General features: G+C 54.8%; 23 protein-coding genes, 1 pseudogene and 1 riboswitch. Of the genes and pseudogenes, 13 read left to right on the top strand and 11 right to left on the bottom strand.

Features of this window, described 5'->3' with window-relative positions; genetic code table 11:
- Positions 1-88 precede the first annotated feature (88 nt).
- From proQ to htpX, 3 genes are all read left to right on the top strand, one after another.
- Positions 89-775 (top strand): RNA chaperone ProQ, encoded by a 687-nt coding sequence (proQ, locus tag ACOTXF_RS01250; protein ID WP_014884292.1) that lies wholly within the window; start codon positions 89-91, stop codon positions 773-775.
- A 19-nt stretch (positions 776-794) separates the two neighbouring features.
- Entirely contained in the window at positions 795-2,843 is a 2,049-nt protein-coding gene (prc, locus tag ACOTXF_RS01245; RefSeq protein ID WP_047747393.1) for a carboxy terminal-processing peptidase, read from the top strand.
- Between the two features lie 193 nt (positions 2,844-3,036).
- Entirely contained in the window at positions 3,037-3,918 is an 882-nt protein-coding gene (gene htpX / locus ACOTXF_RS01240; RefSeq protein WP_014884290.1) for a protease HtpX, read from the top strand.
- 50 nt (positions 3,919-3,968) lie between these two features.
- On the opposite strand, the gene ACOTXF_RS01235 is transcribed toward htpX, so the two are convergent.
- On the bottom strand, positions 3,969-5,342 hold the full coding sequence (locus ACOTXF_RS01235; RefSeq protein WP_023293945.1) for an MFS transporter: 1,374 nt from the start codon (positions 5,340-5,342) through the stop codon (positions 3,969-3,971).
- 178 nt (positions 5,343-5,520) lie between these two features.
- Between ACOTXF_RS01235 and kdgR the strand changes: the two genes are divergently transcribed.
- The gene (kdgR, locus tag ACOTXF_RS01230) at positions 5,521-6,312 is read left to right on the top strand and encodes a DNA-binding transcriptional regulator KdgR (RefSeq protein ID WP_008500482.1); all 792 of its coding nucleotides are present in this window, start codon (positions 5,521-5,523) and stop codon (positions 6,310-6,312) included.
- A 66-nt stretch (positions 6,313-6,378) separates the two neighbouring features.
- Here the strand turns inward: kdgR and ACOTXF_RS01225 are convergent, their stop codons facing one another.
- The gene (locus ACOTXF_RS01225) at positions 6,379-6,618 is read right to left on the bottom strand and encodes a YobH family protein (protein WP_008500483.1); all 240 of its coding nucleotides are present in this window, start codon (positions 6,616-6,618) and stop codon (positions 6,379-6,381) included.
- 159 nt (positions 6,619-6,777) lie between these two features.
- Here ACOTXF_RS01225 and mgrB point away from each other — a divergent pair, with 159 nt between their 5' ends.
- The 7 genes and pseudogenes from mgrB (at position 6,778) to rlmA (ending at position 12,012) form a co-directional block, all read left to right on the top strand.
- Positions 6,778-6,921 (top strand): PhoP/PhoQ regulator MgrB, encoded by a 144-nt coding sequence (gene mgrB / locus ACOTXF_RS01220; RefSeq protein ID WP_006175995.1) that lies wholly within the window; start codon positions 6,778-6,780, stop codon positions 6,919-6,921.
- A gap of 74 nt (positions 6,922-6,995) precedes the next feature.
- The gene (locus tag ACOTXF_RS01215; RefSeq protein ID WP_008500484.1) at positions 6,996-7,286 is read left to right on the top strand and encodes a YebO family protein; all 291 of its coding nucleotides are present in this window, start codon (positions 6,996-6,998) and stop codon (positions 7,284-7,286) included.
- Positions 7,287-7,310: 24 nt separating this feature from the next.
- Positions 7,311-8,300 (top strand): MBL fold metallo-hydrolase, encoded by a 990-nt coding sequence (locus ACOTXF_RS01210; RefSeq protein ID WP_074172801.1) that lies wholly within the window; start codon positions 7,311-7,313, stop codon positions 8,298-8,300.
- A 525-nt stretch (positions 8,301-8,825) separates the two neighbouring features.
- Positions 8,826-8,970 (top strand): annotated as a pseudogene (locus ACOTXF_RS01205) (DUF2627 domain-containing protein).
- A 13-nt stretch (positions 8,971-8,983) separates the two neighbouring features.
- Entirely contained in the window at positions 8,984-9,193 is a 210-nt protein-coding gene (gene cspE / locus ACOTXF_RS01200) for a transcription antiterminator/RNA stability regulator CspE (protein WP_001062678.1), read from the top strand.
- A gap of 219 nt (positions 9,194-9,412) precedes the next feature.
- Positions 9,413-11,131: a peptidoglycan glycosyltransferase FtsI gene (ftsI, locus tag ACOTXF_RS01195; RefSeq protein WP_047747396.1), complete on the top strand. Its 1,719-nt coding sequence runs from the start codon at positions 9,413-9,415 to the stop codon at positions 11,129-11,131.
- A gap of 65 nt (positions 11,132-11,196) precedes the next feature.
- Positions 11,197-12,012 (top strand): 23S rRNA (guanine(745)-N(1))-methyltransferase, encoded by an 816-nt coding sequence (gene rlmA, locus ACOTXF_RS01190; RefSeq protein WP_232926581.1) that lies wholly within the window; start codon positions 11,197-11,199, stop codon positions 12,010-12,012.
- Here rlmA and mntP read toward each other — a convergent pair.
- The 5 genes from mntP to manX form a co-directional block, all read right to left on the bottom strand.
- Positions 12,009-12,575: a manganese efflux pump MntP gene (mntP, locus tag ACOTXF_RS01185; RefSeq protein ID WP_039266936.1), complete on the bottom strand. Its 567-nt coding sequence runs from the start codon at positions 12,573-12,575 to the stop codon at positions 12,009-12,011. The two genes, rlmA and mntP, sit on opposite strands and share 4 nt — an antisense overlap.
- A gap of 9 nt (positions 12,576-12,584) precedes the next feature.
- Positions 12,585-12,775: riboswitch (yybP-ykoY riboswitch) on the bottom strand.
- Between the two features lie 198 nt (positions 12,776-12,973).
- Positions 12,974-13,432 (bottom strand): DUF986 family protein, encoded by a 459-nt coding sequence (locus ACOTXF_RS01180; protein ID WP_047747397.1) that lies wholly within the window; start codon positions 13,430-13,432, stop codon positions 12,974-12,976.
- Positions 13,433-13,487: 55 nt separating this feature from the next.
- The gene (locus ACOTXF_RS01175; RefSeq protein WP_006810994.1) at positions 13,488-14,339 is read right to left on the bottom strand and encodes a PTS mannose transporter subunit IID; all 852 of its coding nucleotides are present in this window, start codon (positions 14,337-14,339) and stop codon (positions 13,488-13,490) included.
- A gap of 12 nt (positions 14,340-14,351) precedes the next feature.
- Entirely contained in the window at positions 14,352-15,152 is an 801-nt protein-coding gene (gene manY / locus ACOTXF_RS01170; RefSeq protein WP_008500490.1) for a PTS mannose transporter subunit IIC, read from the bottom strand.
- Between the two features lie 46 nt (positions 15,153-15,198).
- Positions 15,199-16,164, bottom strand: a complete 966-nt coding sequence (gene manX, locus ACOTXF_RS01165) for a PTS mannose transporter subunit IIAB (RefSeq protein ID WP_008500491.1) — start codon at positions 16,162-16,164, stop codon at positions 15,199-15,201.
- A 265-nt stretch (positions 16,165-16,429) separates the two neighbouring features.
- Between manX and ACOTXF_RS01160 the strand changes: the two genes are divergently transcribed.
- Positions 16,430-16,639: a protein YoaL gene (locus ACOTXF_RS01160; RefSeq protein WP_376712294.1), complete on the top strand. Its 210-nt coding sequence runs from the start codon at positions 16,430-16,432 to the stop codon at positions 16,637-16,639.
- Positions 16,627-18,186, top strand: coding sequence for a CNNM family cation transport protein YoaE (gene yoaE, locus ACOTXF_RS01155; RefSeq protein ID WP_008500492.1), 1,560 nt, complete (start codon positions 16,627-16,629; stop codon positions 18,184-18,186). Before ACOTXF_RS01160 ends, yoaE begins: the two co-directional genes overlap by 13 nt.
- A 6-nt stretch (positions 18,187-18,192) precedes the next feature.
- Here the strand turns inward: yoaE and ACOTXF_RS01150 are convergent, their stop codons facing one another.
- From ACOTXF_RS01150 to pabB, 4 genes are all read right to left on the bottom strand, one after another.
- Positions 18,193-19,791 carry an EAL domain-containing protein gene (locus ACOTXF_RS01150; RefSeq protein ID WP_047747398.1) on the bottom strand — a complete coding sequence of 533 codons (1,599 nt, stop codon included), beginning with the start codon at positions 19,789-19,791 and terminating at the stop codon, positions 18,193-18,195.
- 130 nt (positions 19,792-19,921) lie between these two features.
- Positions 19,922-21,286 carry an L-serine ammonia-lyase gene (gene sdaA, locus ACOTXF_RS01145; protein ID WP_008500494.1) on the bottom strand — a complete coding sequence of 455 codons (1,365 nt, stop codon included), beginning with the start codon at positions 21,284-21,286 and terminating at the stop codon, positions 19,922-19,924.
- 185 nt (positions 21,287-21,471) lie between these two features.
- On the bottom strand, positions 21,472-22,050 hold the full coding sequence (locus ACOTXF_RS01140; protein WP_008500495.1) for a CoA pyrophosphatase: 579 nt from the start codon (positions 22,048-22,050) through the stop codon (positions 21,472-21,474).
- Positions 22,051-22,056: 6 nt separating this feature from the next.
- Positions 22,057-23,382 carry an aminodeoxychorismate synthase component 1 gene (gene pabB / locus ACOTXF_RS01135; protein ID WP_047747399.1) on the bottom strand — a complete coding sequence of 442 codons (1,326 nt, stop codon included), beginning with the start codon at positions 23,380-23,382 and terminating at the stop codon, positions 22,057-22,059.
- Between the last annotated feature and the right edge of the window lie 55 nt (positions 23,383-23,437).

Below are 23,437 nucleotides of genomic sequence, written 5' to 3'. Positions count from 1 at the left end.
TAACGTAGCATTTACTGATAGCGTCATTATAATGACGCCTGTTCATGCCTGCGCTTGTTGGCAACGTCCGTTGTAATCAGGAAATTTCATGGAAAATCAACCTAAGTTGAATAGCAGTAAAGAAGTTATCGCATTTCTGGCCGAGCGTTTCCCGCAGTGCTTCAGCGCGGAAGGCGAAGCTCGTCCCCTGAAAGTCGGTATTTTTCAGGATCTGGTGGCGCGTGTTGAAGGGGAAATGAACCTCAGCAAAACTCAGCTGCGTTCCGCCTTACGTCTTTATACTTCGAGCTGGCGTTACCTGTACGGTATCAAACCTGGCGCGACCCGCGTGGATCTCGACGGCAACCCTTGCGGTGAGCTGGACGAGCAGCACGTTGAGCACGCGCGCAAGCAGCTGGAAGAAGCCAAAGCACGCGTTCAGGCACAACGTGCAGAACAGCAAGCGAAAAAACGCGAAGCCGCCGCGGCAAACGGCCAGGAAGAAGCGCCTCGTCGTGAGCGTAAACCACGCCCTGCGCCGCGTCGTCACGATAATAACGATCGCAAACCGCGTGCAGACAAACCAGCAGCAAAAGCCCCGCGTGCCCCTCGTGAAGAGCCGCGCCATACGCCGGTTTCTGACATCAACGCCCTGAGCGTGGGTCAGGCACTGAAGGTAAAAGCGGGTAACAATGCTATGGACGCCACCGTACTGGAAATCACCAAAGATGGCGTTCGTGTACAGCTGACTTCTGGTATGTCAATGATTGTACGCGCAGAACACTTGTTGTTCTGAAACGGAGGCCAAGCCTGGCATGAACACTTTTTTTAAGCTCACCGCGCTGGCGGGCCTGTTTGCTATAACAGGTCACGCCTTTGCAGTGGACGATATCACGCGTGTTGATCAAATTCCGGTACTCAAGGAAGAGATGCAGCACGCGACGGTGAGCGAGCGCGTGACCTCACGTTTCACCCGTTCGCACTATCGTCAGTTCGATCTCGATCAGGCCTTTTCGGCCAAAATCTTTGACCGCTATCTGAACTTGCTGGATTACAGCCATAACGTTTTGCTCGCCAGCGATGTCGAGCAGTTCGCTAAGCGGAAATCCGAGGTGGGTGACGAGTTGCGTTCAGGCAAGCTGGATCTCTTCTACGATCTCTACAACCTGTCGCAAAAGCGCCGCTTCGAACGCTATCAGTACGCGCTGAAAGTGCTGGAACGTCCGATGGACTTCACCGGCAACGACACCTTCAATCTGGACCGCAGCAAAGCGCCCTGGCCAAAAGATGAAGCCGAGTTGAATGCGCTGTGGGACGGCAAAGTGAAATACGACGAGCTGAGCCTTAAGCTCACCGGCAAAGACGAAAAAGAGATCCGTGACACGCTGACGCGTCGTTACAAATTTGCCATTCGTCGCCTGGCACAGACCAACAGTGAGGATGTTTTCTCACTGGCCATGACGGCCTTTGCGCATGAAATCGATCCGCACACCAACTATCTCTCACCTCGCAACACCGAGCAGTTTAATACCGAAATGAGCCTGTCTCTGGAAGGTATCGGCGCGGTGCTGCAGATGGACGATGATTATACGGTGATCAATTCGATGGTCGCGGGTGGTCCGGCATCCAAAAGCAAAGCCATTAGCGTAGGCGATCGCATTGTGGGTGTGGGACAAACCGGCCAGAACATGGTCGATGTGATCGGCTGGCGTCTTGATGACGTGGTTGCGCTGATCAAAGGTCCGAAGGGCAGTAAGGTTCGTCTGGAAATTCTGCCAGCCGGAAAAGGCACCAAAACCCGTATCGTTACCCTGACCCGTGAGCGTATCCGTCTGGAAGATCGCGCGGTGAAAATGTCGGTGAAAACCGTGGGTAAAGAGAAGGTGGGTGTCCTGGATATTCCTGGCTTCTACGTCGGGTTGACTGACGACGTGAAAGTTCAGCTGCAGAAACTTGAAAAGCAGAACGTCAGCAGCATCATCATCGACCTGCGCAGTAACGGCGGCGGGGCGCTGACGGAAGCGGTTTCACTCTCTGGCCTGTTCATCCCATCTGGCCCGGTGGTTCAGGTGCGCGATAACAACGGTAAAGTGCGAGAAGATGCGGACAATGACGGTGTGGTCTACTACAAAGGCCCGCTGGTGGTTCTGGTTGACCGCTTCAGTGCATCTGCATCTGAGATCTTCGCCGCTGCCATGCAGGACTACGGCCGCGCGCTGATCGTCGGTGAGCCAACCTTCGGTAAAGGCACCGTTCAGCAGTACCGATCTCTGAATCGTATTTACGATCAAATGCTGCGTCCGGAATGGCCTGCACTGGGCTCGGTTCAGTACACCATTCAGAAATTCTACCGCGTAAACGGCGGCAGTACGCAGCGTAAGGGTGTCACGCCGGACATCATCATGCCGACAGGCACCCAGGAGACGGAAACTGGCGAGAAGTTTGAAGATAACGCGTTGCCGTGGGACAGCATCAATGCCGCGACCTACGTGAAAGCGGGTGATATGACGCAATTTGGCCCTGAGCTGCTGAAGGCGCATAACGACCGCATCGCGAAAGATCCGGAGTTCCAGTACATCCTGAAGGATATTGCCCGATTCAATGCCCTGAAAGATAAACGGAATATCGTTTCTCTGAACTACGCTCAACGTGAAAAAGAGAACAACGAAGACGATGCAACCCGCCTGGCGCGTATCAACGATCGCTTCAAGCGTGAAGGTAAACCTCTGCTCAAGAAACTGGACGATCTGCCAAAAGATTACCAGGAGCCGGATCCGTATCTCGACGAGACGGTGCATATCGCGCTCGACCTGGCGAATCAGGAAAAAGAGAAACCTGCCGTACAGCCCGCTCCGGCAAAATAACCTCCCAACAGGCACAAGAGATTGTGCCTGTTTCTTTTTGTTCTTCATCCTTCCGTCAGCCAGATTTTCAATTGTGTAAAGTTGTGTCTTTCTGGTGACTTACGCCCGCCGGATGCTTGAAAATAGCCGCAATACCCATACGATGTGGGTAATCGCATAGTGCGTTTTGTTAAACTGAGGTAAAAAGAAAATTATGATGCGAATCGCGCTCTTCCTGCTCACCAACCTGGCGGTGATGGTGGTTTTCGGGCTCGTGCTAAGCCTGACAGGAATTCAGTCGAGCAGCGTTCAGGGTCTGTTGATTATGGCGCTGCTGTTTGGTTTTGGTGGCTCGTTCATCTCCCTGCTGATGTCGAAGTGGATGGCATTGAAATCGGTAGGGGGTGAGGTTATTGAACAGCCGCGTAACGATATGGAACAGTGGCTGATGAATACGGTGGCTCAGCAGTCCCGTCAGGCCGGGATCGCCATGCCGCAGGTGGCCATTTACCATGCTCCGGACATCAACGCGTTCGCCACGGGTGCCCGCCGCGATGCGTCACTGGTCGCTGTTAGCACCGGACTGCTGCAGAACATGAGCCGTGACGAAGCCGAAGCGGTTATCGCCCACGAAATCAGCCATATCGCAAACGGTGACATGGTGACCATGACCCTGATTCAGGGCGTGGTAAACACCTTCGTGATCTTTATCTCCCGCATTCTGGCGCAGATTGCCGCTGGCTTCATGGGCGGCAACCGTGACGAAGGCGAAGAGAGCAACGGCAACCCGCTGATCTATTTTGCCGTGTCGATGGTGCTGGAACTGGTATTCGGTATTCTGGCGAGCATCATCACGATGTGGTTCTCCCGCCACCGTGAATTCCACGCGGATGCCGGTTCTGCGAAGCTGGTTGGTCGCGAGAAGATGATTGCCGCGCTGCAGCGTCTGAAAACCTCCTACGAGCCGCAGGAAGCGAACAGCATGATGGCCTTCTGCATTAACGGTAAATCCAAATCGCTGAGCGAGCTGTTTATGTCTCACCCGCCGCTGGATAAACGTATTGAAGCGCTGCGCAGTGGGGAATACCTGAAGTAACGCAACAAAACACAATAAGCCGGGCAGGAGAACACTCCGCCCGGCTTTTTTTATGCCTGAACCCTGGGCTGGGTCACCCGCAGGCCGCTGACGATAGCCGCGAGGGTGGCAAGTACACCGGCGGTGAGGAGGGCAACATGGTTGCCGTTCTGGCCTGCGAGGTTAAACATCAGGGCGACCAGCGCTGCACCGGTGCTTTGCCCAAGCAGACGCGCGGTTCCCAACATGCCGCTGGCCCCTCCGCTACGATGGCGCGGTGCTGAGGTGATAATGGTGTGGTTATTGGGGGACTGGAAAAGCCCAAACCCCGCGCCGCAGAGGATCATGCGCCAGATGATGTCCAGATCGGAAGGCGACGAAGGCAGCAATGCCAGTGCGAAAAGGCCTGTCGCCATTACCGCCAGCCCCAGCGCCCCGAGTAAACCGGCGTGAACGCGTTCAATTAAGTACCCTGCCAGCGGGGCCATCACCATGGTCGCCAGCGGCCAGGGGGTGAGCAGCAGTCCGGTCTCCACTTCTGACCGGCCTACCACGCTCTGCAGAAAGAAGGGCAGAGAGACCAGAGCCAGCATCTGGGCGCAAAACGAGCAGACGGACGTGCAAATGGAGAGTGAAAAGAGAGGAATACGCAGCAGATCAACGGGCAGCAAAGGCGCGGGGAGGGTGAGCTGGCGGCGAACAAAGAAGAAGCCGATCGCCAGCAGGGCGATGAGCTCAGCGCCGGTAAGCATCAGCGATTGTCCCTGCGCAAAGCCGCTCAGCGCCGTAATCAGCAGGCCGAAGGTCAGGGCATTCATCACCGCGCTCGCCACGTCGAAGCGCGGCATGCTGCTTTTGGGGCCGTTAGCGGGAAGAAAGCGCAGGGCAAAGAAGATAGCGACGATACCCAGCGGCACGTTAATGGCGAACAGCCATTGCCATGACGCGACGGAAAGGATCGCCGCCGCAATGGTTGGCCCGGCGGCTGAAGAGACGGCCACAATAAACGAGTTTATCCCCATCCCGCGCCCCAGATGGCGCTGGGGATAAATCAAGCGGATCAGCGCCGTGTTTACGCTCATCAACGCCGCGCCGCCAAAACCCTGCGCGATACGCGCAAGCGTCAGGGTATGCAGTGAATCTGAAAGGGCGCAGAACAGGGAGGTAAACGTGAAAACCACCAGGCCACACTGATACACCCGGCGATAGCCGAACATATCGCCCAGGAAAGAGAACGAGAGCAGTGAAACCACAATCGCAATCTGGTAGGCGTTAACAATCCAAATCGAACTGGCGGGTGAGGCATGCAGGTCGCTGGCGATGGTTGGCAGGGCAACGTTCGCAATCGCGCCGTCAAGGACGGCCATGGAGATACCGATAATGATGGTCGCTATTGCGCCATACCGCTGGGGTAATGGCAGGCCATCGGAAAGATTCTTTTCCATCAGGAGTAAAAAGCTCAGCGTGAAATTATTCTCAGGGTAACTATTTTAGCATTGTTACAGCCGCGATATGTCGCAGATTTGTAACGAAGTAAACGCGGATTGATTGCAGCTGACATGACGGGAACTTATAATAAAAACCAGTTCTGATTTTTATAAAACACTCGCTATGAGGTGGTAAATGGCTATTGCGGATTTGGATAAACAACCAGATTCTGTTTCTTCCGTGCTGAAGGTGTTTGGCATCTTACAGGCGCTTGGAGAAGAGCGTGAAATAGGTATTACAGAGCTGTCACAGCGCGTGATGATGTCAAAAAGCACCGTTTATCGCTTTTTGCAAACCATGAAGTCATTGGGTTACGTTGCGCAGGAAGGCGAATCTGAAAAATATTCTCTGACGCTGAAGCTGTTTGAATTAGGTGCGCGTGCGCTACAAAATGTTGACCTGATCCGCAGCGCGGACATTCAGATGCGTGAAATCTCTCGCCTGACCAAAGAGACCATTCATCTCGGTGCGCTGGATGAAGACAGCATCGTTTACATCCATAAAATCGACTCCATGTACAATCTGCGCATGTATTCGCGCATTGGGCGCCGCAACCCGCTCTACAGTACCGCGATTGGTAAGGTTCTGCTGGCGTGGCGCGATCGCGAGGAAGTGGAGCAGATCCTCGAAGGCGTGGAATACAAGCGCAGCACGGAACGAACCATTACCAGTACGGAAGCGCTGCTGACGGTGCTCGACCGCGTGCGCGAGCAAGGGTATGGCGAAGATAACGAAGAGCAGGAAGAGGGGCTGCGCTGTATCGGCGTCCCGGTATTTGACCGCTTTGGGGTGGTGATTGCGGGCTTAAGCATCTCTTTCCCAACCTTACGCTTCTCCGAAGAGCGTCTGCATGAGTATGTGACTATTCTGCACACTGCCGCACGTAAAATTTCTGAACAGATGGGCTATCACGACTACCCGTTTTAATCCCTGCTGAAATGAAAAAACGCCGCATCTGATGCGGCGTTTTTTATGTCCCATGAACCTGGCTGATTAGCCGTTATCAATCACGACGGATGTTTTACGCAGTACAGGACATTGGGTTAAGCCAATGATCCCGCTGTCAGTATGCAGATACTGGGCGGTGCTCATTCCTTGTGCGGTTAGGTATTTACACTGAATGCCTAACCCGGCTGCGTTTTCTGTGCTCCCCACAAGCACACCATAGCCCGTTAACAGAAGGCCAATCCAGACAAGGGCCAGTGCAATAATTGTTCGAATGATGAATCGCATTATTACCTCTTTTATCGTTGTTATCGTAATGCTAGCGTAACGTGTTTACGCAATGAAACAAGTGCAGCATTCTTAAAAACCGCGATGGAGGCGCAGTTAGCCCTTGTTTAAGATAAGCGTGATAATCTCGTTACATCAGGTCCTTAGACGGAGTGTGGAGTGAAAAAAATACGCTGGGTAATTCTGATTATCGTACTGATAGCGTGCGTGGTGTTATGGACGCAGACGATCAATGTGATGTGCGATCAGGATGTACAGTTTTTTAGCGGCGTTTGCGCAATCAACAAATTTATTCCGTGGTAATACACATTTTTTCTCAACGTGATTTCCTTCCTTCACGCCAGTGGTAAAATAGACGTTTTTATTGAGGTGGTGAAATGGGTGAGTTACTGAATTCAGGGCTGCTGAATATGGCATCCCTGATGATTTCTTTGGTGGTTCTGCTTGTGGGGCTGGTCATCTGGTTTTTCGTGAATCGGGCCAGTTCGCGTACAAATGAGCAGATCGAACTGCTGGAAGCGCTGCTCGATCAGCAAAAACGCCAGAATGCATTGCTACGCCGTCTTTGCGAGGCTAACGAACCGGAAGAGAAAGACGCGCCGAAAGACGCGGTCGCTGAAGATAACAAAGACGAAGACGACTTTATCCGCCTGGTGGCTGAGCGTTAATCTTTTTTGTCCTGGGAGGTGGCTGTGGTCTGGAAAAATCCCTGGTATGACCCCTCCCTGAAACATCATACCCCGAACGGTTTTCGTAATACCCTTCCTGTCGGACATCAACCCGGTGACCTTGACCGTTGGCGTAAAGCGCGCAAAGAGGCCGGTTTACCGAAGCCGCCCGCGCTGGGTTATGACGATTTCATCCGCCAGTGGTGGCAACCCGTCGAGCTGGCGCAATCTCATGAAGATGGGGTGTGGTGGCTCGGACACGCGAGCGTGTTGCTGCAGCTGGACGGCAATATCATCCTTACCGATCCGGTGTTTTCACGACGTGCTTCTCCGCTGCCTTTCCTGGGACCCCAGCGCAAAACGCCTCCCGTACTGTCTGTCGAGCAACTTCATCAGCTTGATGCGGTTGTCATCTCCCATAATCATTACGATCATCTTGATGACGCAACCATTCGCAAAATCCTCAAGCGCTTTCCCGACGTCTGTTGTTTCGTTCCGTTGGGCCTGGCCGACTGGTTTCGTCGCCGGGGAGCAAAACGCGTGGTCGAACTCGACTGGTGGCAGAGTTTCACCTGGCAGGGGATGACGCTGACCGCCGTGCCGGCACAGCACTGGAGCATGCGCACGCCATGGAACCGCAATCGTTCCTTATGGTGCGGCTGGGTGATGGAAGGACGGCATCACCGTTTCTGGTTCAGCGGTGATACCGGCTATTCGCCTGAGCTGTTGTTGATTCCTGAACGCCTGGGCCAGATAGATGCCGCCGCGTTGCCGATTGGTGCCTATGCCCCACGATGGTTCATGGCTGTTCATCATATGGATCCGCAATCAGCGGTGGCATTGTGGCAGCAGTTGGGTTGCCCTCTGGCGTTTCCCATTCACTGGGGCGTGTTTGAACTGGCAGATGAAGCTTTAGATGAACCTGTGCAGGAGTTAACTGACGCGCTCGATAATTTAGCACCAGTTAATCATTCTTTCAGGATACTGAAAATTGGTGAATATTTATCCTTCTAAACGAAGCGATAAATTGTTGCATATATTCTTGATGTAAACGCGCCTGGGAATGTTTTATTTTTATCGAAACGTTTTGCTTGCCTTCTTTTGATGCAGAGTCATAAAAATTTCATTATTTTGGTGCATAACGCTGTTTATTCGCTGGTGCATTTTAATACAGATGGAAGCGGGTTTTTAACAGTGTTTTTTCTCTGAAACAATTTGGTCGCGTTACAATGATTTAAGCATAACTTTTCACAAATTGTTCTAACTCAATCAGGAGGAAAGATTTCTTTTCCTGGTTGCTGGACGGTTCGTAATGAATGAGCTATGTTAAAAAAGTCTTAGATTACAGCGGTTGTGCAAGCAATGCTGGGTCTTTGTTACGCAGCAGGGCTGTCTGTACGCGATGCGCATAATTGTGCAAAACCTGACAGGCACTGTTCGAATTTGTGCGGCGGATCGAGACATGTTTAAAAATGGCTTGCCATATTAAACATAGTGTGTGATAACACGTTTTGGGTCAAACGAGGTACAGTTCTGTTTATGTGTGGCATTTTCAGTAAAGAAGTCCTGAGTAAACACGTTGTCGTTGAATACCGCTTCTCTGCCGAACCTTATATTAGTGCCTCATGCAGTAATGTCTCAGTTTTATCTCAGTTAATGCCTGCGGGCTAAGAAAACACTCTAAGGAATTTTGCAAAATGGCAAAGATTAAAGGTCAAGTTAAGTGGTTCAACGAGTCTAAAGGTTTTGGTTTCATTACTCCTGCTGACGGCAGCAAAGACGTGTTCGTACACTTCTCTGCAATCCAGGGTAACGGCTTCAAAACTCTGGCTGAAGGCCAGAACGTTGAGTTCGAAATTCAGGACGGCCAGAAAGGCCCAGCTGCAGTTAACGTAACTGCTATCTGATCGAACCGCTGCTGACTGAAGTGCCCGGCACTTCACTCTCAGACATAAAGCCTCGCCTGTCGCGGGGCTTTTTTATGTCCCTTATCTTTCAAAATATTACCATCCACGGTCTTGTTAGTAACTTGTTGCAAAGCTGCGAGGTTAGTAGCACTGTTTTGCCACCCTAAACCCATCTTTTCCCGTTAAATCAGTGCGTTGTTTTACAGCCATGGGGTTCAGGTGAAGAAGAAATCGATAGCGACCGTCGGAAATTTCACGCTGGCGCGTTTTGTGCTGCTCTGTTTAGCTATTTTTTGTAGTCTGGCTTTTCTGCTGGGCCGCGTTGCCTGGCTGCAAATCATTAAGCCTGACAATCTGGTGAAGCAGGAAGATATGCGATCCCTCCGCCAGCTGGCGATTGATGCGCCGCGCGGCATGATAATGGATCGCGAGGGCCGCCCTCTGGCGGTGAGCGTGCCTGTCCAGGCCGTCTGGGCCGATCCTAAGACGGTGCTGGCAAAAGGGGGCGTCAACCTTGATGAGCGCTGGCAGGCGCTGGCCAGCGCGCTGCATCTCTCCCTCGGCACGCTCTCGGCACGCATCAACGCCAACCCGCAGGGGCGTTTTATTTACCTTGCCCGCCAGGTCGATCCGGCACAGGCAAAGTGGATCGATAAACTGAATCTGCCCGGCATCAATTTACGCGACGAGTCCCGCCGTTTTTATCCTGCTGGCCATGTGGCAGCGAACCTGATTGGTTTCACCAATATTGACGGGCAGGGCATTGAAGGTGTGGAAAAGAGCTTCAACGCCCAACTCACCGGCAAGCCGGGCGTGCGTCAGGTGAGGGAAGATCGCTACGGGCGCGTGGTTGAAAACCTGACTGAAATCGCGCCCTCACCGGCGCATAACATTCAGTTAAGTATTGACGAGCGGCTGCAAACCATCACCGAAGATGCGCTCGACAATGCCGTGGCCTGGAACAAGGCCGAGTCGGGGGCATCGGTATTAATTAATATCCCAACCGGGGAAATACTCGCGATGGCGAGCTATCCGGATTTCAATCCCAATAATCGGGAAGGCGCGACGATAAATGATTTCCGCAACCGCGCGATCAGCGATACGTTCGAACCCGGTTCGACCGTCAAGCCGCTGGTGCTGATGACGGCCCTGCAGCAGGGCCTGGTCCAGCCGGACAGCGTGATTGACACCCATCCGTATACCCTTGACGGGCATCGCATTCGCGACGTGGGCTATTACCCTGAGCTGACGATGACCGGGATCCTACAAAAATCGAGCGACACCGGCGTGTCCCGACTTTCTCTGGCGATGCCCGTTCAGCACCTTATTGATACCTATCGAAACTTTGGTTTTGGCACCAATACGGGGCTTGGCTTAACGGGGGAAAGTTCAGGGCTGTTGCCACAGCGTAAATACTGGAGCCAGCTCGATCGCGCGACTTTTGCCTTCGGCTACGGGCTGATGGTCACGCCGCTCCAGCTGGCCCACGTCTACGCCACGATTGGCGGGTTCGGGCTTGAGCGTCCTCTCTCCATCACCCGCATCGATCCCCCCGTTATCGGGCACCGCGTCATGCCGGAAGAGATTGCGCACGAAGTGGAGCACATGATGGAGAGCGTTGCGCTGCCGGGCGGCGGGGGCGTTAAGGCTGCCGTGCGTGATTACCGGGTGGCGGTGAAAACCGGCACGGCGAAGAAAATTGACGATAGCGGGAAGTATGTCGATAAATACGTCGCCTACACCGCGGGTGTTGCGCCTGCCAGCAATCCGCGTTTTGCTCTGGTGGTGGTGATTAACGATCCGCAAAACGGGGCCTACTACGGCGGTGCCGTCTCCGCGCCTGTCTTCAGCGAGATTATGGGTAACGTGCTGCGTCTGGAGAATATCAAACCTGACGGATTACCGGCGGGGTCCGAACACCTTATCGTCATGCGCTAACCGGGCGTTTATAACAGGGGCGAATAGCGGTACACTTCGCCCTTTGATTATGCTCCGGAGTAGCCATGTCCTTCAGCTGTCCCCTTTGTCACGCCCCCCTGACGTACTCAGATAAACGTTATACCTGTCCGCAGGGGCATCAGTTTGACCAGGCAAAAGAAGGCTACGTGAATCTTCTGCCGGTACAGCATAAGCGCTCGCGCGATCCTGGCGACAGTGCAGAGATGATGCGGGCGCGCCGCGCGTTTCTCGATGCCGGGCACTATCTGCCGCTGCGGGAGACCGTCGCGCAGAGGCTGAATGACATTCTGCCTGCTTCCGCCACCGCCATGCTCGATATCGGCTGTGGGGAAGGGTACTACACCGCACGGTTTGCGGAGGTTGCTCGTGAGAAGGGCGCACAGACATTCGGTCTGGACGTGTCGAAAGTGGCCATTCGCGCGGCGGCAAGACGTTATACTGACGTGACGTTCTGCGTGGCGTCCAGCCACCGGCTGCCGTTTGACGATGCCAGCATGGACGCGGTTATCCGCATCTACGCGCCGTGTAAGGCGGAGGAGCTGGCGCGCGTCGTGAAACCGGGCGGATGGGTGGTCACCGTGACGCCAGGTCCGCGTCATCTGATGGAGCTGAAAGGGCTGATCTACGACGAAGTGCGTCTCCATGCCCCTCATTCTGAACAGCTGGCCGGTTTTACCCTGAAGCAGGCGGAATCGGTGGCGTACGAAATGATGCTGAAAGGGGAAGAGCCCGTCGCGTTATTGCAGATGACGCCGTTCGCGTGGCGGGCAAAACCTGAGGTATGGGAAACGTTAGCGGCACACTCAACATTTCGCTGCCAGACGGACTTCAGCATCCACGTCTGGCAACGCGAAGATTAACCGGCGAAGTGTGCCCAGAGGATCTGGGCACCAATGCCAATCAGCACAATCCCCCCGAGGATCTCGGCGCGTTTACCCAGCAGCGGGCCGATAAACCGTCCGACCATCATGCCCAGCGTGGACATAATCAGGGTTGCACAGCCAATAGCCAGCGCGGTGGCGATAATATTGACCTGCAAAAATGCCAGACCGACGCCGACGGCCATCGCATCAAGGCTGGTGGCAATGGCCGTGGTGACCAGCAGCCAGAAGCCGTGGCGGTGCTGCGGCTCCTCGTTTTCATCATCGCCGCCGCGAAAACCTTCAATGACCATTCGGCCACCGAGAAACACCAGCAGGACGAAGGCAATCCAGTGGTTCCACTCCAGCACGAACTGGCTGGCGAGCATGCCGAGTCCCCAGCCGAGAAGCGGAGTCAGCGTTTCGATAGCGCCGAAAATCAGGCCGGTACGCAGGGCTTCTGAGAATTTAGGTTTGTGTAGCGTGGCGCCTTTCCCGATGGAAGCAGCGAATGCGTCCATGGACATGCCAAAAGCGAGAAGGATCGTAGCGGAGATATTCATAACAGCGTCCAGACCGGGGATATCCATATGACACATCACTGCCCCCAGTAAACAGCAGTTGATGTATCTATGGTCTCGCCTGATCGCAACGCACATAAGACATGCGGTAAGCGATCCGTACGTGCCACGTTTTTCAACGAGTATGTTGACACGTACATTTCCTGCGAACAGGAAATCGGCTACTCCCCAACGACGGGCGCAACCTTAACATATTTTGGGAATATAAAACAACAATGAAGAGGCATTATTTAAATCGTTTGTTGATAACGATTTTCATTTGTCTTTAAGCGTGAAAATATCGTTAACAAATAGCGTTCAAATTAACGGTGGGGATATAGCTTTGGCTATATTGCTTGCGCAAAATAAACACAACTTATAGCCATTGCTATATAACTAACTCATTGATTTTTAACAAGTAAATTGTATATCTTTTCCAGGTCATCAATATTCTTCACCCGAATAAGCAGGCGGCGTTGTTCTAATTGCATCACCAGCACGCCGTCCTCGGATAAATTCATCTCTTTAATACGGTTATATTCTATCCATACATTGGCGAAGAAGAATCCGTGGGATTTAAAAATGATTTTTGGTATGCGGATCCAGAACAGATAAATCGCCATTAATGCCAGCGCACATAATAACCATGTGGTTAATAATGCACCATGGCTGGTGACGTTATTGTAAATAAGAATGGCGATGAGGCCCACGAAGATAAAGGCATCCACGCGCCCGCGTCGTAGCAGGGGAAGGGAGAGCAGCGTCTCGCCGTGACGGCGCGGCATGATGAACTCGTCATAGATCGCATAAGCCAGAAGGGCAATAATAAATAAAACCAGTACGATGTCCGTGGCAGTCATTCATCCTCCAGATAAAAAAAACCGGGGGCAAGCCCCCGGCCTATAGCATTGATACTTACAGACCCAGCAGGCCGACGGCGTAGCCCGCGATACCGATGACGAAGAAGCCAACGATAATCCACAGCGGGTTTACTTTCTTACGCAGCAGCCACATACAGGCGAAGGTCAACAGCAGCGGGACCAGGCCCGGCATCAGCTGGTCCAGAATCGTCTGCACGGTGGTGACGCGGGTCTGACCATCCTGTCCGGTGATGGTGGATACCACCAGCGGGATGTTCACGTGCGTCCACTTGTTAACCAGTGCCCCCATGACAAACAGGCCGAGGATTGACGCCCCCTCAGTCAGTTTCTGCAGGAAGCCGCCGCCCATGTCCTTAACGATGTCCACCCCTTTACGGTAGCCGTAGGCCACGCCGTAGTAACGGGTCAGCAGACGCACGGCGTTGAACAGGATGAAGAACAGCAGAGGGCCAAGCAGGCTGCCGCTCATCGCGATACCGGCACCCAGCGCCGCGAACACCGGACGCACGGTACCCCAGAAGATCGGGTCACCGACGCCGGCCAGCGGGCCCATCAGGCCGACTTTGATACCGTTGATGGCACCGTCGTCAATCTCTGCACCGTTCGCACGCTGCTCTTCCATCGCCAGCGTTACGCCCAGAACGGGAGCCGCAACGTAAGGATGGGTGTTAAAGAATTCCAGGTGACGCTTGATGGCCTGACGGCGCGCTTCGTTGTTTTCCGGATACAGGCGTTTGATCGCCGGAACCATGGAGAAGCAGAAACCCAGCGCCTGCATACGTTCGAAGTTCCATGAACCCTGAAACAGGTTAGAACGGATGAACACGCCACGAATATCACCCGGAGTGAGTTTTTTCTCGGTGGTAGTTTTTGTCATATCAACCATGTCGCTCACCTGTTAGTCCAGTTCGTTATCGAGATCGTTGTTACCAGCAGCCTGCGCTGGGGCACCCGCGACGCGGTTATATTTCGGGCTGAGCTGGATGTAGAGAATCGCCATTACCGCACCAATCACACCCAGTGCAACCAGGTTGAAGTTGGTGAATGCCGCGGTCACGAAGCCGAGGTAGAAGAACGGCATCAGGTAGCCTGCGCGCATCATGTTGATGACCATCGCATAACCAACGACCACGATCATGCCGCCCGCGATGTTCAGACCGCCGGTGACCACTTCAGGAATGGCGTTCAGCATGCTCTGGACTTCACTGGTACCGACGGAGATCGCCACGATAACCGCCGGGATCGCGATACGCATCGCCTGCAGGAACAGGGAAGAAACGTGGATCCACGACAGTGCCGTGAGGTTGCCGTTTTCGGCGGCCTTATCCGCTGCGTGCTGGAAGGCTACGGTGATAGTACGAACAATGATGGTCAGAACCTGGCCTGCGGCAGCCAGCGGGATCGCCAGGGCGATACCTGCACCAATACTCTGGTGACCGGCAATAACCAGAACGGTCGAAATGATAGAGGCCAGCGCGGCATCAGGCGCAACTGCCGCACCGATGTTCATCCAGCCCAGGGCGATCATTTCCAGGGTACCACCGATGATGATACCGGTTTTCATGTCACCCAGAACGGCCCCAATCAGCGTACAGGCCACCAGAGGGCGGTGGAACTGAAATTCATCAAGTACGGATTCCATACCCGCAATACATGCGACGACGAACACCAGTACAATCTGAAGAGTGGTAATCTCCATTGCACTTCTCCTATTACATAAACTTTATGTGAGAACCGGCGCGGGCTTATTTCCCAACTTTGCCGATCAAATCCATCATTTTCAGTTTTTGATCCGTGGAAACCTTACGGGCTTCCAGCTCAATACCGCGCGCATTCAGCTTGTTGAATGCCTCGATATCTTTCGCATCGACTGAAATGGCGTTGTTGACCTGCGTTTTGCCCTGACGGAAGGCCATACCACCAATGTTAACGGAGGTGATTTTCACGCCGCCTTCAACAATGCGCTCAACGTCTGTCGGGTTAGTGAACAGGAGCATTACGCGTTCGCCCGCATATTTCGGGTTGTTGTAAACGCGGATCATCTTGGCGACATCCACGACGTGCGCGGTAACGCCAGGCGGAGCAACCTGAGTCAGAAGGGTTTTACGAACGGTGTCGGCGGCCACTTCGTCGCTGACTACGATAATACGTTGAACGTTGGTCTCTTTGGTCCAGCGCGTGGCAACCTGACCGTGGATGAGGCGGTCATCAATACGCGCAAGGCCAATCACCATGTAATCATTCGGACCCATCGGTTTTGCAGGCGCTGCCGCTTTCGGTGCCGCTGCGGGCGCAGGGGCAGGTTTTTCCACCGGCTGTGCTTTCAGGGCTTTCACCCCTTCACGGCCCGTTTCAACGGCCAGGGCCACCAGCTCGTCGAAAGACGGATTGTCGTCGCGCGCCATGAAGGTTTCCACCAGCATGGGGATATTGACCCCGGCGACAACTTCATAGTGCTCTTTATCGACGACAATGCGGCTGGCAGCATTGAACGGGCTGCCGCCCCATGTATCAACGAGAAACAGCACGCCCTTGCTGGTATCCAGCTTCGCGAGTTGAGCGTTGTACTTCTCAATCAGCGTCTCGGCGTTTTCACCGGGAACGAAATCGATCCAGCCGACGTTTTCCTGCTCGCCCAACAGCATCTCTGCCGTTTTGAGTAGCTGCTCAGCAGCCCAACCATGTGTGCCTATGACAATAGCAATGGTCACTTGCTACCTCCTTTTATTATCATTAATACGCCTGCCGGGCAGTCGTACTGAGAATCGTATTGGCGAACCGAATCGATTCAGATAAGGGTTAGAGTTCAAAAAACTAAGACTTCCGCGAATTATTTTAGATAGTGAAAAAATAATTTATGTGATGAAGATCCGTAATTTAGCCACGCGCGACAGATTTATCTTAAGGGTACAGCCACTGTGTTACAGATCTTTGCAAAGGAACGTAAATCTTTGCTAAAAATGCATTGTGTCTGATATGTTTAGCCTCCGTTTAATTGTTCAGGAGTATAGGGCTACAGCCCACTATATGGACCGTCACCGACGTCAGTCATCTTTCAGGCCATTTCGCGCCTTTTTCACCGGCGATCCTCGCCACGTATCGACTCTGTCTGCCTCTGTTTTGCCCACGTTGAGTGAGGTACCGTTTCGTCATTCCTTTAGCAGGAGCTTGTCATGGAATTCTTAATGGACCCGTCAATCTGGGTAGGATTGCTCACGCTGGTGGTGCTGGAGATTGTTCTCGGCATCGATAACCTGGTGTTTATCGCCATCCTTGCGGATAAGCTGCCCCCAAAACAGCGTGATAAAGCGCGTCTGATTGGTCTCTCGCTGGCGCTGGTCATGCGACTGGGTCTGCTCTCCGTTATCTCGTGGATGGTCACGCTGACCAAACCGTTGTTCTCCGTCATGGATTACACCTTCTCCGGCCGTGATTTGATCATGCTGATCGGGGGGATATTCCTGCTCTTCAAAGCGACGACAGAGCTCCATGAGCGGCTGGAAAACCGGCAGCACGATGATGGTCACGGTAAAGGCTATGCCAGCTTCTGGGTAGTGGTGCTGCAGATCGTGGTGCTGGATGCGGTCTTCTCGCTGGATGCGGTGATCACGGCGGTCGGCATGGTGAACCATCTGCCGGTCATGATGGCGGCTGTGGTTATTGCGATGGCGGTCATGCTGCTGGCGTCGAAACCGCTGACGCGTTTCGTGAACCAGCATCCGACGGTGGTGGTGCTGTGTCTGAGCTTCCTGCTGATGATTGGTCTGAGCCTGGTGGCGGAAGGCTTTGGCTTCCATATTCCGAAAGGCTACCTGTACGCTGCGATTGGCTTCTCGATCCTGATCGAGCTGTTCAACCAGATTGCGCGTCGTAACTTTATTAAGCAGCAGTCAAATCAGCCGCTGCGCGCCCGTACCGCGGATGCCATTCTGCGTTTGATGGGCGGTCGTCGTCAGGTGAACGTTCAGTCTGATTCCGAAAACCACAACCCGGTTCCGGTGCCGGAAGGGGCGTTTGTGGAACAGGAACGCTACATGATTAACGGCGTGCTCTCTCTGGCCTCCCGTTCGCTGCGCGGCATCATGACGCCGCGCGGGGAGATCAGCTGGGTCGATGCTAACCTGAGCGTGGATGAAATTCGCCAGCAGCTGCTCTCTTCACCGCACAGCCTGTTCCCGGTGTGTCGCGGCGAGCTGGATGAGATCATCGGCGTGGTCAGGGCAAAAGAGATGCTGGTCGCTCTGGAAGAAGGCGTTAACGTCGAAGCCGTTGCTGCCGCATCGCCTGCGATTGTGGTGCCGGAAACGCTGGATCCGATCAACCTGCTCGGTGTGCTGCGCCGCGCGCGCGGTAGCTTTGTTATCGTCACCAACGAGTTTGGCGTGGTGCAGGGGCTGGTGACGCCGCTGGACGTGCTGGAAGCGATTGCCGGTGAATTCCCGGATGAAGACGAAACGCCGGAAATTGTTGCCGACGGCGAAGGCTGGCTGGTTAAAGGTACGACCGACCTGCACGCGCTCTCGCACACGCTGGGGCTGGAAAACGTGGTCAACGATGAAGAAGACATCGCGACCGTTGCCGGTCTGGTTATCGCCGTGAACGGGCAGATCCCGCGCGTCGGCGATGTGATTGAGCTGCCGCCGCTGCACATTACCATTGTCGAAGCCAACGACTATCGTGTTGATATGGTCCGCATTGTTAAAGAACAATCTGCCCACGATGAAGATGAGTAAGTCTGCTTAACGCAGCGGCATTAAGGGCACGATGTGCCCGTTATGACGCGCTGGCGGGGGAGCACTTCCCGCCAGCCAGTCTGGAAAGTCCCGCAGCGGCATCGGCCGCGCATAGAAAAATCCCTGCAGCACAGGTACGCCGTGACGGCGTAAATAGCGCGCCTGCTCCTCAGTCTCAACCCCTTCCGCCACCAGCTCGATATTCAGCCGCTGGCCCAGCGCAATGATCATGTCCGTCACCGTTGAGTTCACGGCATCGGTGCCGATGGCGGTCGTAAAAGACTGGTCAATCTTCAGGACGTCCGGGTGCAGCTTTTCAAGCCAGGAGAGGGAGCTGTTCCCGGTGCCGAAATCGTCGATAGCAAGCTTCACGCCTTTGCGATGCAGTTCACGCACGATGCGATAATCCGCGTCCAGCAGCGCATCCCGTTCCGTGAGTTCAATTACCAGCTGTTGGCGCGGATTGGCGCTGAACCAGAGACGGTTCAGATCCTGTATCAATACTGCGTTGCGGAAATGGCTGGCGGCGACGTTAATGCCGATGTGAAAACCGGGGCTGGACGGGAAGTAGCCTATCTGGCGCACCGTTTCGGCGATGACGTAGCGGGTCAGGGGGACAATCTGGTTATGTTCTTCTGCCAGAGGGATAAACACCTCCGGGGTGATCCAACCCTGACGGGGGTTATTCCAGCGCAGCAGGATCTCCACGCCAGTGCACGCCTGGGTGCGGGCATTCACCAGCGGCTGGCAGAAAAGCTCAAATTCCCGCGCCGCAATGCCCATATCGATCTCCCACGTAAAGCTCATCCGGTTTGCCGTCGCCAGCCAGGCGAGATAGCCCAGCAGCAGGCTGAGCATCAGTCCCAGCGGCAGCTGGGCGGGCAGGCTTTTTAAGGCTAACTCTCCGGGGCCAGGTCCGCCGACCGTAATCGTGAAAGGATTTTGGGTTGAAGACTGCTGGAAAAGGGCGCTCTCCTCATCAAACGTCAGGCTGTCGGTGACGCGTTGACCGTAGCGTAAAAAGCGATTGCCGACTGTCAGCACCACGTCATTGATGAGCGGACGCTGGGGCTCAAGGATCATTCTGGCGATCAGGTCGATATTGATAATCTCGACGACGCCATCTTCACCGTCCTGAGAGACGGGATACCACTGGATCAAAACAGGGCTGCCCTTAAGCAGCCACTGGTCGGTCGATAAAATCAGCTTCGCCGTGCTGGCAGGGAGCTCCTGAAGGACGTCACGCACAGGCTCGCTGCGGCTGCCGAAAATACTCGAACAGTACAGGATACCGTCTTCGATCAGGGCAATGGAGCGTACCGTCTGCAAAATGGCTGCCTGCTGCCGCAGCGCCAGTTGCACCTGCAGGCAGGGCTGCCCCACCAGCGGCTGCAGCACGTTGCGGTGGTTTTCCAGGGAAAGCAGAACGTTATCAAGGGCGCGAACGGTATGGCTGGTAAAATCGAGGATCCGCTGTTGGTTAACGTTGCGCTGGGAGATAAAGCGAATGCCTAGCGTCAGGATGAGCGTGAGGAGCGCAACCGTCACGCAGACGATAACGCGTTTTCGGCGATAATTTTTAATGATCGTTTGTGCAGTTTGCATGAACGGTCGCCTGGTAAGACACCAGCCACAAAAGCCGGACGCAACAGTCAAAGTGTAGTGGGGAAAGCAGAAGGAGACGAGGAAGAAGAGGGAAATTCGCCCATCCGTTGCAGATGGGCGAAAGGCAGTATTAGTCGCACTGCACCTTAATGGCCAGGCCACCACGGGACGTCTCGCGGTATTTCGCGTTCATGTCTTTGCCCGTTTCGTACATGGTTTCAATCACCTTATCCAGCGATACGCGAGGTTCGCTGGTACGGCGCATCGCCATACGAGAGGCGTTGATGGCTTTCACCGAGGCAATCGCGTTACGCTCAATGCACGGCACCTGCACCTGGCCCGCGACCGGGTCGCAGGTCAGACCGAGGTTATGTTCCATACCGATTTCAGCCGCCACGCAGACCTGCTCAGGGCTTGCACCCAACAGCTCTGCCAGACCCGCCGCCGCCATGGAGCAGGCTACGCCGACTTCACCCTGACAGCCCACTTCCGCACCGGAGATGGAGGCATTCATCTTGTACAGCGCGCCGATGGCACCTGCCGCCAGGAAGTAACGGATATAGATGTCCGGCGTCACGGGCTCAATAAAGTGGTCGTAATACGCCAGCACCGCAGGAACAATGCCGCACGCGCCGTTGGTTGGCGCCGTCACGACGCGGCCCCCGGCGGCGTTCTCTTCGTTAACCGCAAGCGCAAACATATTCACCCAGTCGACCACGTTCATCGGGTCGTTGGAGAATTTGTCCGTGGTTACCAGCATACGGCGCAGAGCAGAGGCACGACGCGGCACGCGCAGTGGGCCCGGCAGAACGCCTTCGGTGTTCATCCCGCGATCGATACAGGCACGCATGGTTTGCCAGACGTTGGCAAAATAGTCTTCAATCTCTTGTTTGCTGTGCAGGGCCAGTTCGTTCTGCATCACCATGCCGGAGAGGGAAAGACCGGTCTGTTTGCAGTAGCCCAGCATCTCGGTCGCCGATTTGAACGGGTACGGCACGCTGACGTCGCCGACGCTGTCTTTGCCAAAATGCTCTTCATCCACGATGAAACCACCGCCGATGGAGTAGTACGTTTTGCTGTAGATCTCTTTTTCACCGCTATAAGCGTGAATGGTCATGCCGTTTTCATGCAGCGGCAGGTTGTCGCTGCGAAAACGCATGCCGTCATCCTGCGGGAAATCGACTTCCTGCTGGCCGTTTGCCAGCAGCAGGCGGCCGCGTGTTTCCACGTCGCGGATGAATGCCGGAATGGCATCAATATCAACGGTATCCGGCATATTGCCTGCCAGACCCATAATAATGGCGATATCGGTGTGGTGGCCTTTACCCGTTAATGACAGCGAGCCGTAAACATCCACGGCGACACGGGTAACGCTTTCCAGTAATCCTTTTTCGACCAGATCATCGACGAACTGTTTACCGGCCTTCATCGGGCCAACAGTATGGGAAGACGAAGGGCCAATTCCCACTTTGAACATGTCGAATATACTAATCACTTTCACACTCCTGACAGGGTTACCGGGGTTCCAGTAACGATGTTATAACTGCGCATAGTGTAAGAGGGAACACCGACCTCGGCTTAACTATTCACATGAATTAAACTAATGGTTAACGATGGGTTTTGCTAATAGCGCGACGCAGATCGCAAACCTGGCAGAAGAGGGCGGAATGTAAAGTATAGTCAAGGTTTCAGGCCGATCTGCAGCGCCAGTTCACGAATGATGCCCGCCGTCATGCCCCAGACAAAATAATGCTGATACCAGGACAACCAGACCCGATGGTCATGCCCACGACGCTGAATATCCAGCGGGTGGTAACGACTCAGTCGAAGGGCTTCATCCAGCGGCATTTCAAACACCGCAGAGACTTCATCGACGCTGGCGTGATACTGCAGACCCGGCGGGATAATGCCCACCACCGGCGTGACCTGGAAACCGGTAACGCTGTCGACGGGCGGCAGCACGCCGATGATCTCAACGGCCTCCGGCGGAATGGCCACCTCTTCCTGCGCTTCGCGCAGCGCGGCGGCAATCAGCGAAGCGTCGGAGCTGTCTACCGCGCCCCCCGGAAAAGCGACCTGACCGGCATGCTTACGTAAATGGGCGGAACGCTGGGTGAGCAGCAGGCCCGGCTTCGCGCGACGCACGACCGGGATCAGCACGGCCGCCTGACGCTGATTCAGCGCTTCGCGGTTGACCTGCGGTCTTAGTAGCTGAAAACGCGATAAAAAGTCATCCAGCGTCAGGTTCTCTTTTTCCACCCGTGATTACTCCAGTAGTTTCAGGATACGGTTAACTTTATCAAAGGTTTCCTGATATTCCGCATCGACCTCACTATCGGCAACAATCCCGCCCCCGGCCGAACAGTAAAGGTTTCCGTTGCAGGCGGTCAGCGTGCGGATGGTAATGCTGGTATCCAGCGTGCCGCACAGGCTGATATAGCCGATGCTGCCGCACCAGGCATTGCGCCGGTGGGGCTCCAGCTCATCAATGATCTCCATTGCCCGCACCTTCGGCGCACCGGTGATGGAGCCACCCGGGAACGCGGCGCGCAGCAGGTCGCAGGCCGTGCGCGAGTCAGGCAGCCGCGCGGTAATGGTGCTGACCAGATGATGCACCGCCGGGAAAGGTTCAACGACAAACAGTTCCGGCACGCGGACGCTGCCCGGCACGGCCACCCGGCCAATGTCGTTACGCATCAGATCGACAATCATCAGGTTTTCGGCGCGGTCTTTTGGCGAGGCGGCCAGCTTTTCCGCCTGCTGACGGTCGGCGTCGGGATCGGCAAGACGCGGCAAGGTGCCTTTAATCGGGCGGGTTTGAATGGTCCCCTCCGCCAGATGAATAAAGCGTTCGGGCGACAGGCTGAGGATCGCCCCCTGGTCCAGACGAACAAACGCGCTAAACGGTGCCTTGTTGCTGGCATTTAGGCGGGTAAACGCCTGCCATTCATCTCCCCGATAGGTCGCCTGGAAGCGCTGAGCGAGGTTAACCTGGTAGCAGTCGCCGCTTTGCAGATACGCCTGAACGCGCGCGAATTTTTCGGCATATTCCGCAGCGCTCATGTTGGAGCGCCAGCCGGAGGTCAGCGTGAACGTCTGTGCCGGTGCAGGCTGCTGCGCCTCAAGCCAGTCCAGACGCGCCTGGACGTCACGATGGCTCAGCAGGGAAACCGTTTTTTTCTGGTGATCGACGATTAACGCCCAGTCATACAGCCCCACGGCCATATCTGGCAGGGAAATATCAGCCTGCGCATGCTCGGGCAGCGTTTCGAAACGGCGGCCCAAATCATAGCCAAACAGGCCCAGCGCGCCTCCCTGAAAGGGAAGGTCCGGGTTTGGCGTAGCGGATAAGCCCAGCGCGTTAATATCGTGCTGAAGCTGCACCAGCGGATCGTCCGTCAGCGACAGGTCATCGGTTGTCAGCGTCTTCAGCGGATCGGCGACCAGAATATCAAAGCGGCTGTAGGGATGGTCCGCATGGCCGGAGTGCAGCAGCATCGCAAACGGAAGATGGCTCAGGCGGGAAAACCAGTATTCAGCGGCGTCTGTCCGCCAGGGCAGGGTAATAACAGTGGGGAAGCGCATGTTCATGTGTGGCATACTACCGGGCAGCGTGAAATAATTAGCGCGAATAATTTAGCAGGAG

Origin of the sequence: Enterobacter cloacae complex sp. IR53041, from assembly GCF_049238285.1 — a bacterium.
GTDB classification, from domain to species: Bacteria; Pseudomonadota; Gammaproteobacteria; order Enterobacterales; family Enterobacteriaceae; genus Enterobacter; species Enterobacter roggenkampii.
The sequence above is the reverse complement of the archived record's forward strand: the minus strand, read 5'-3'. Positions and strand labels throughout refer to the sequence as shown.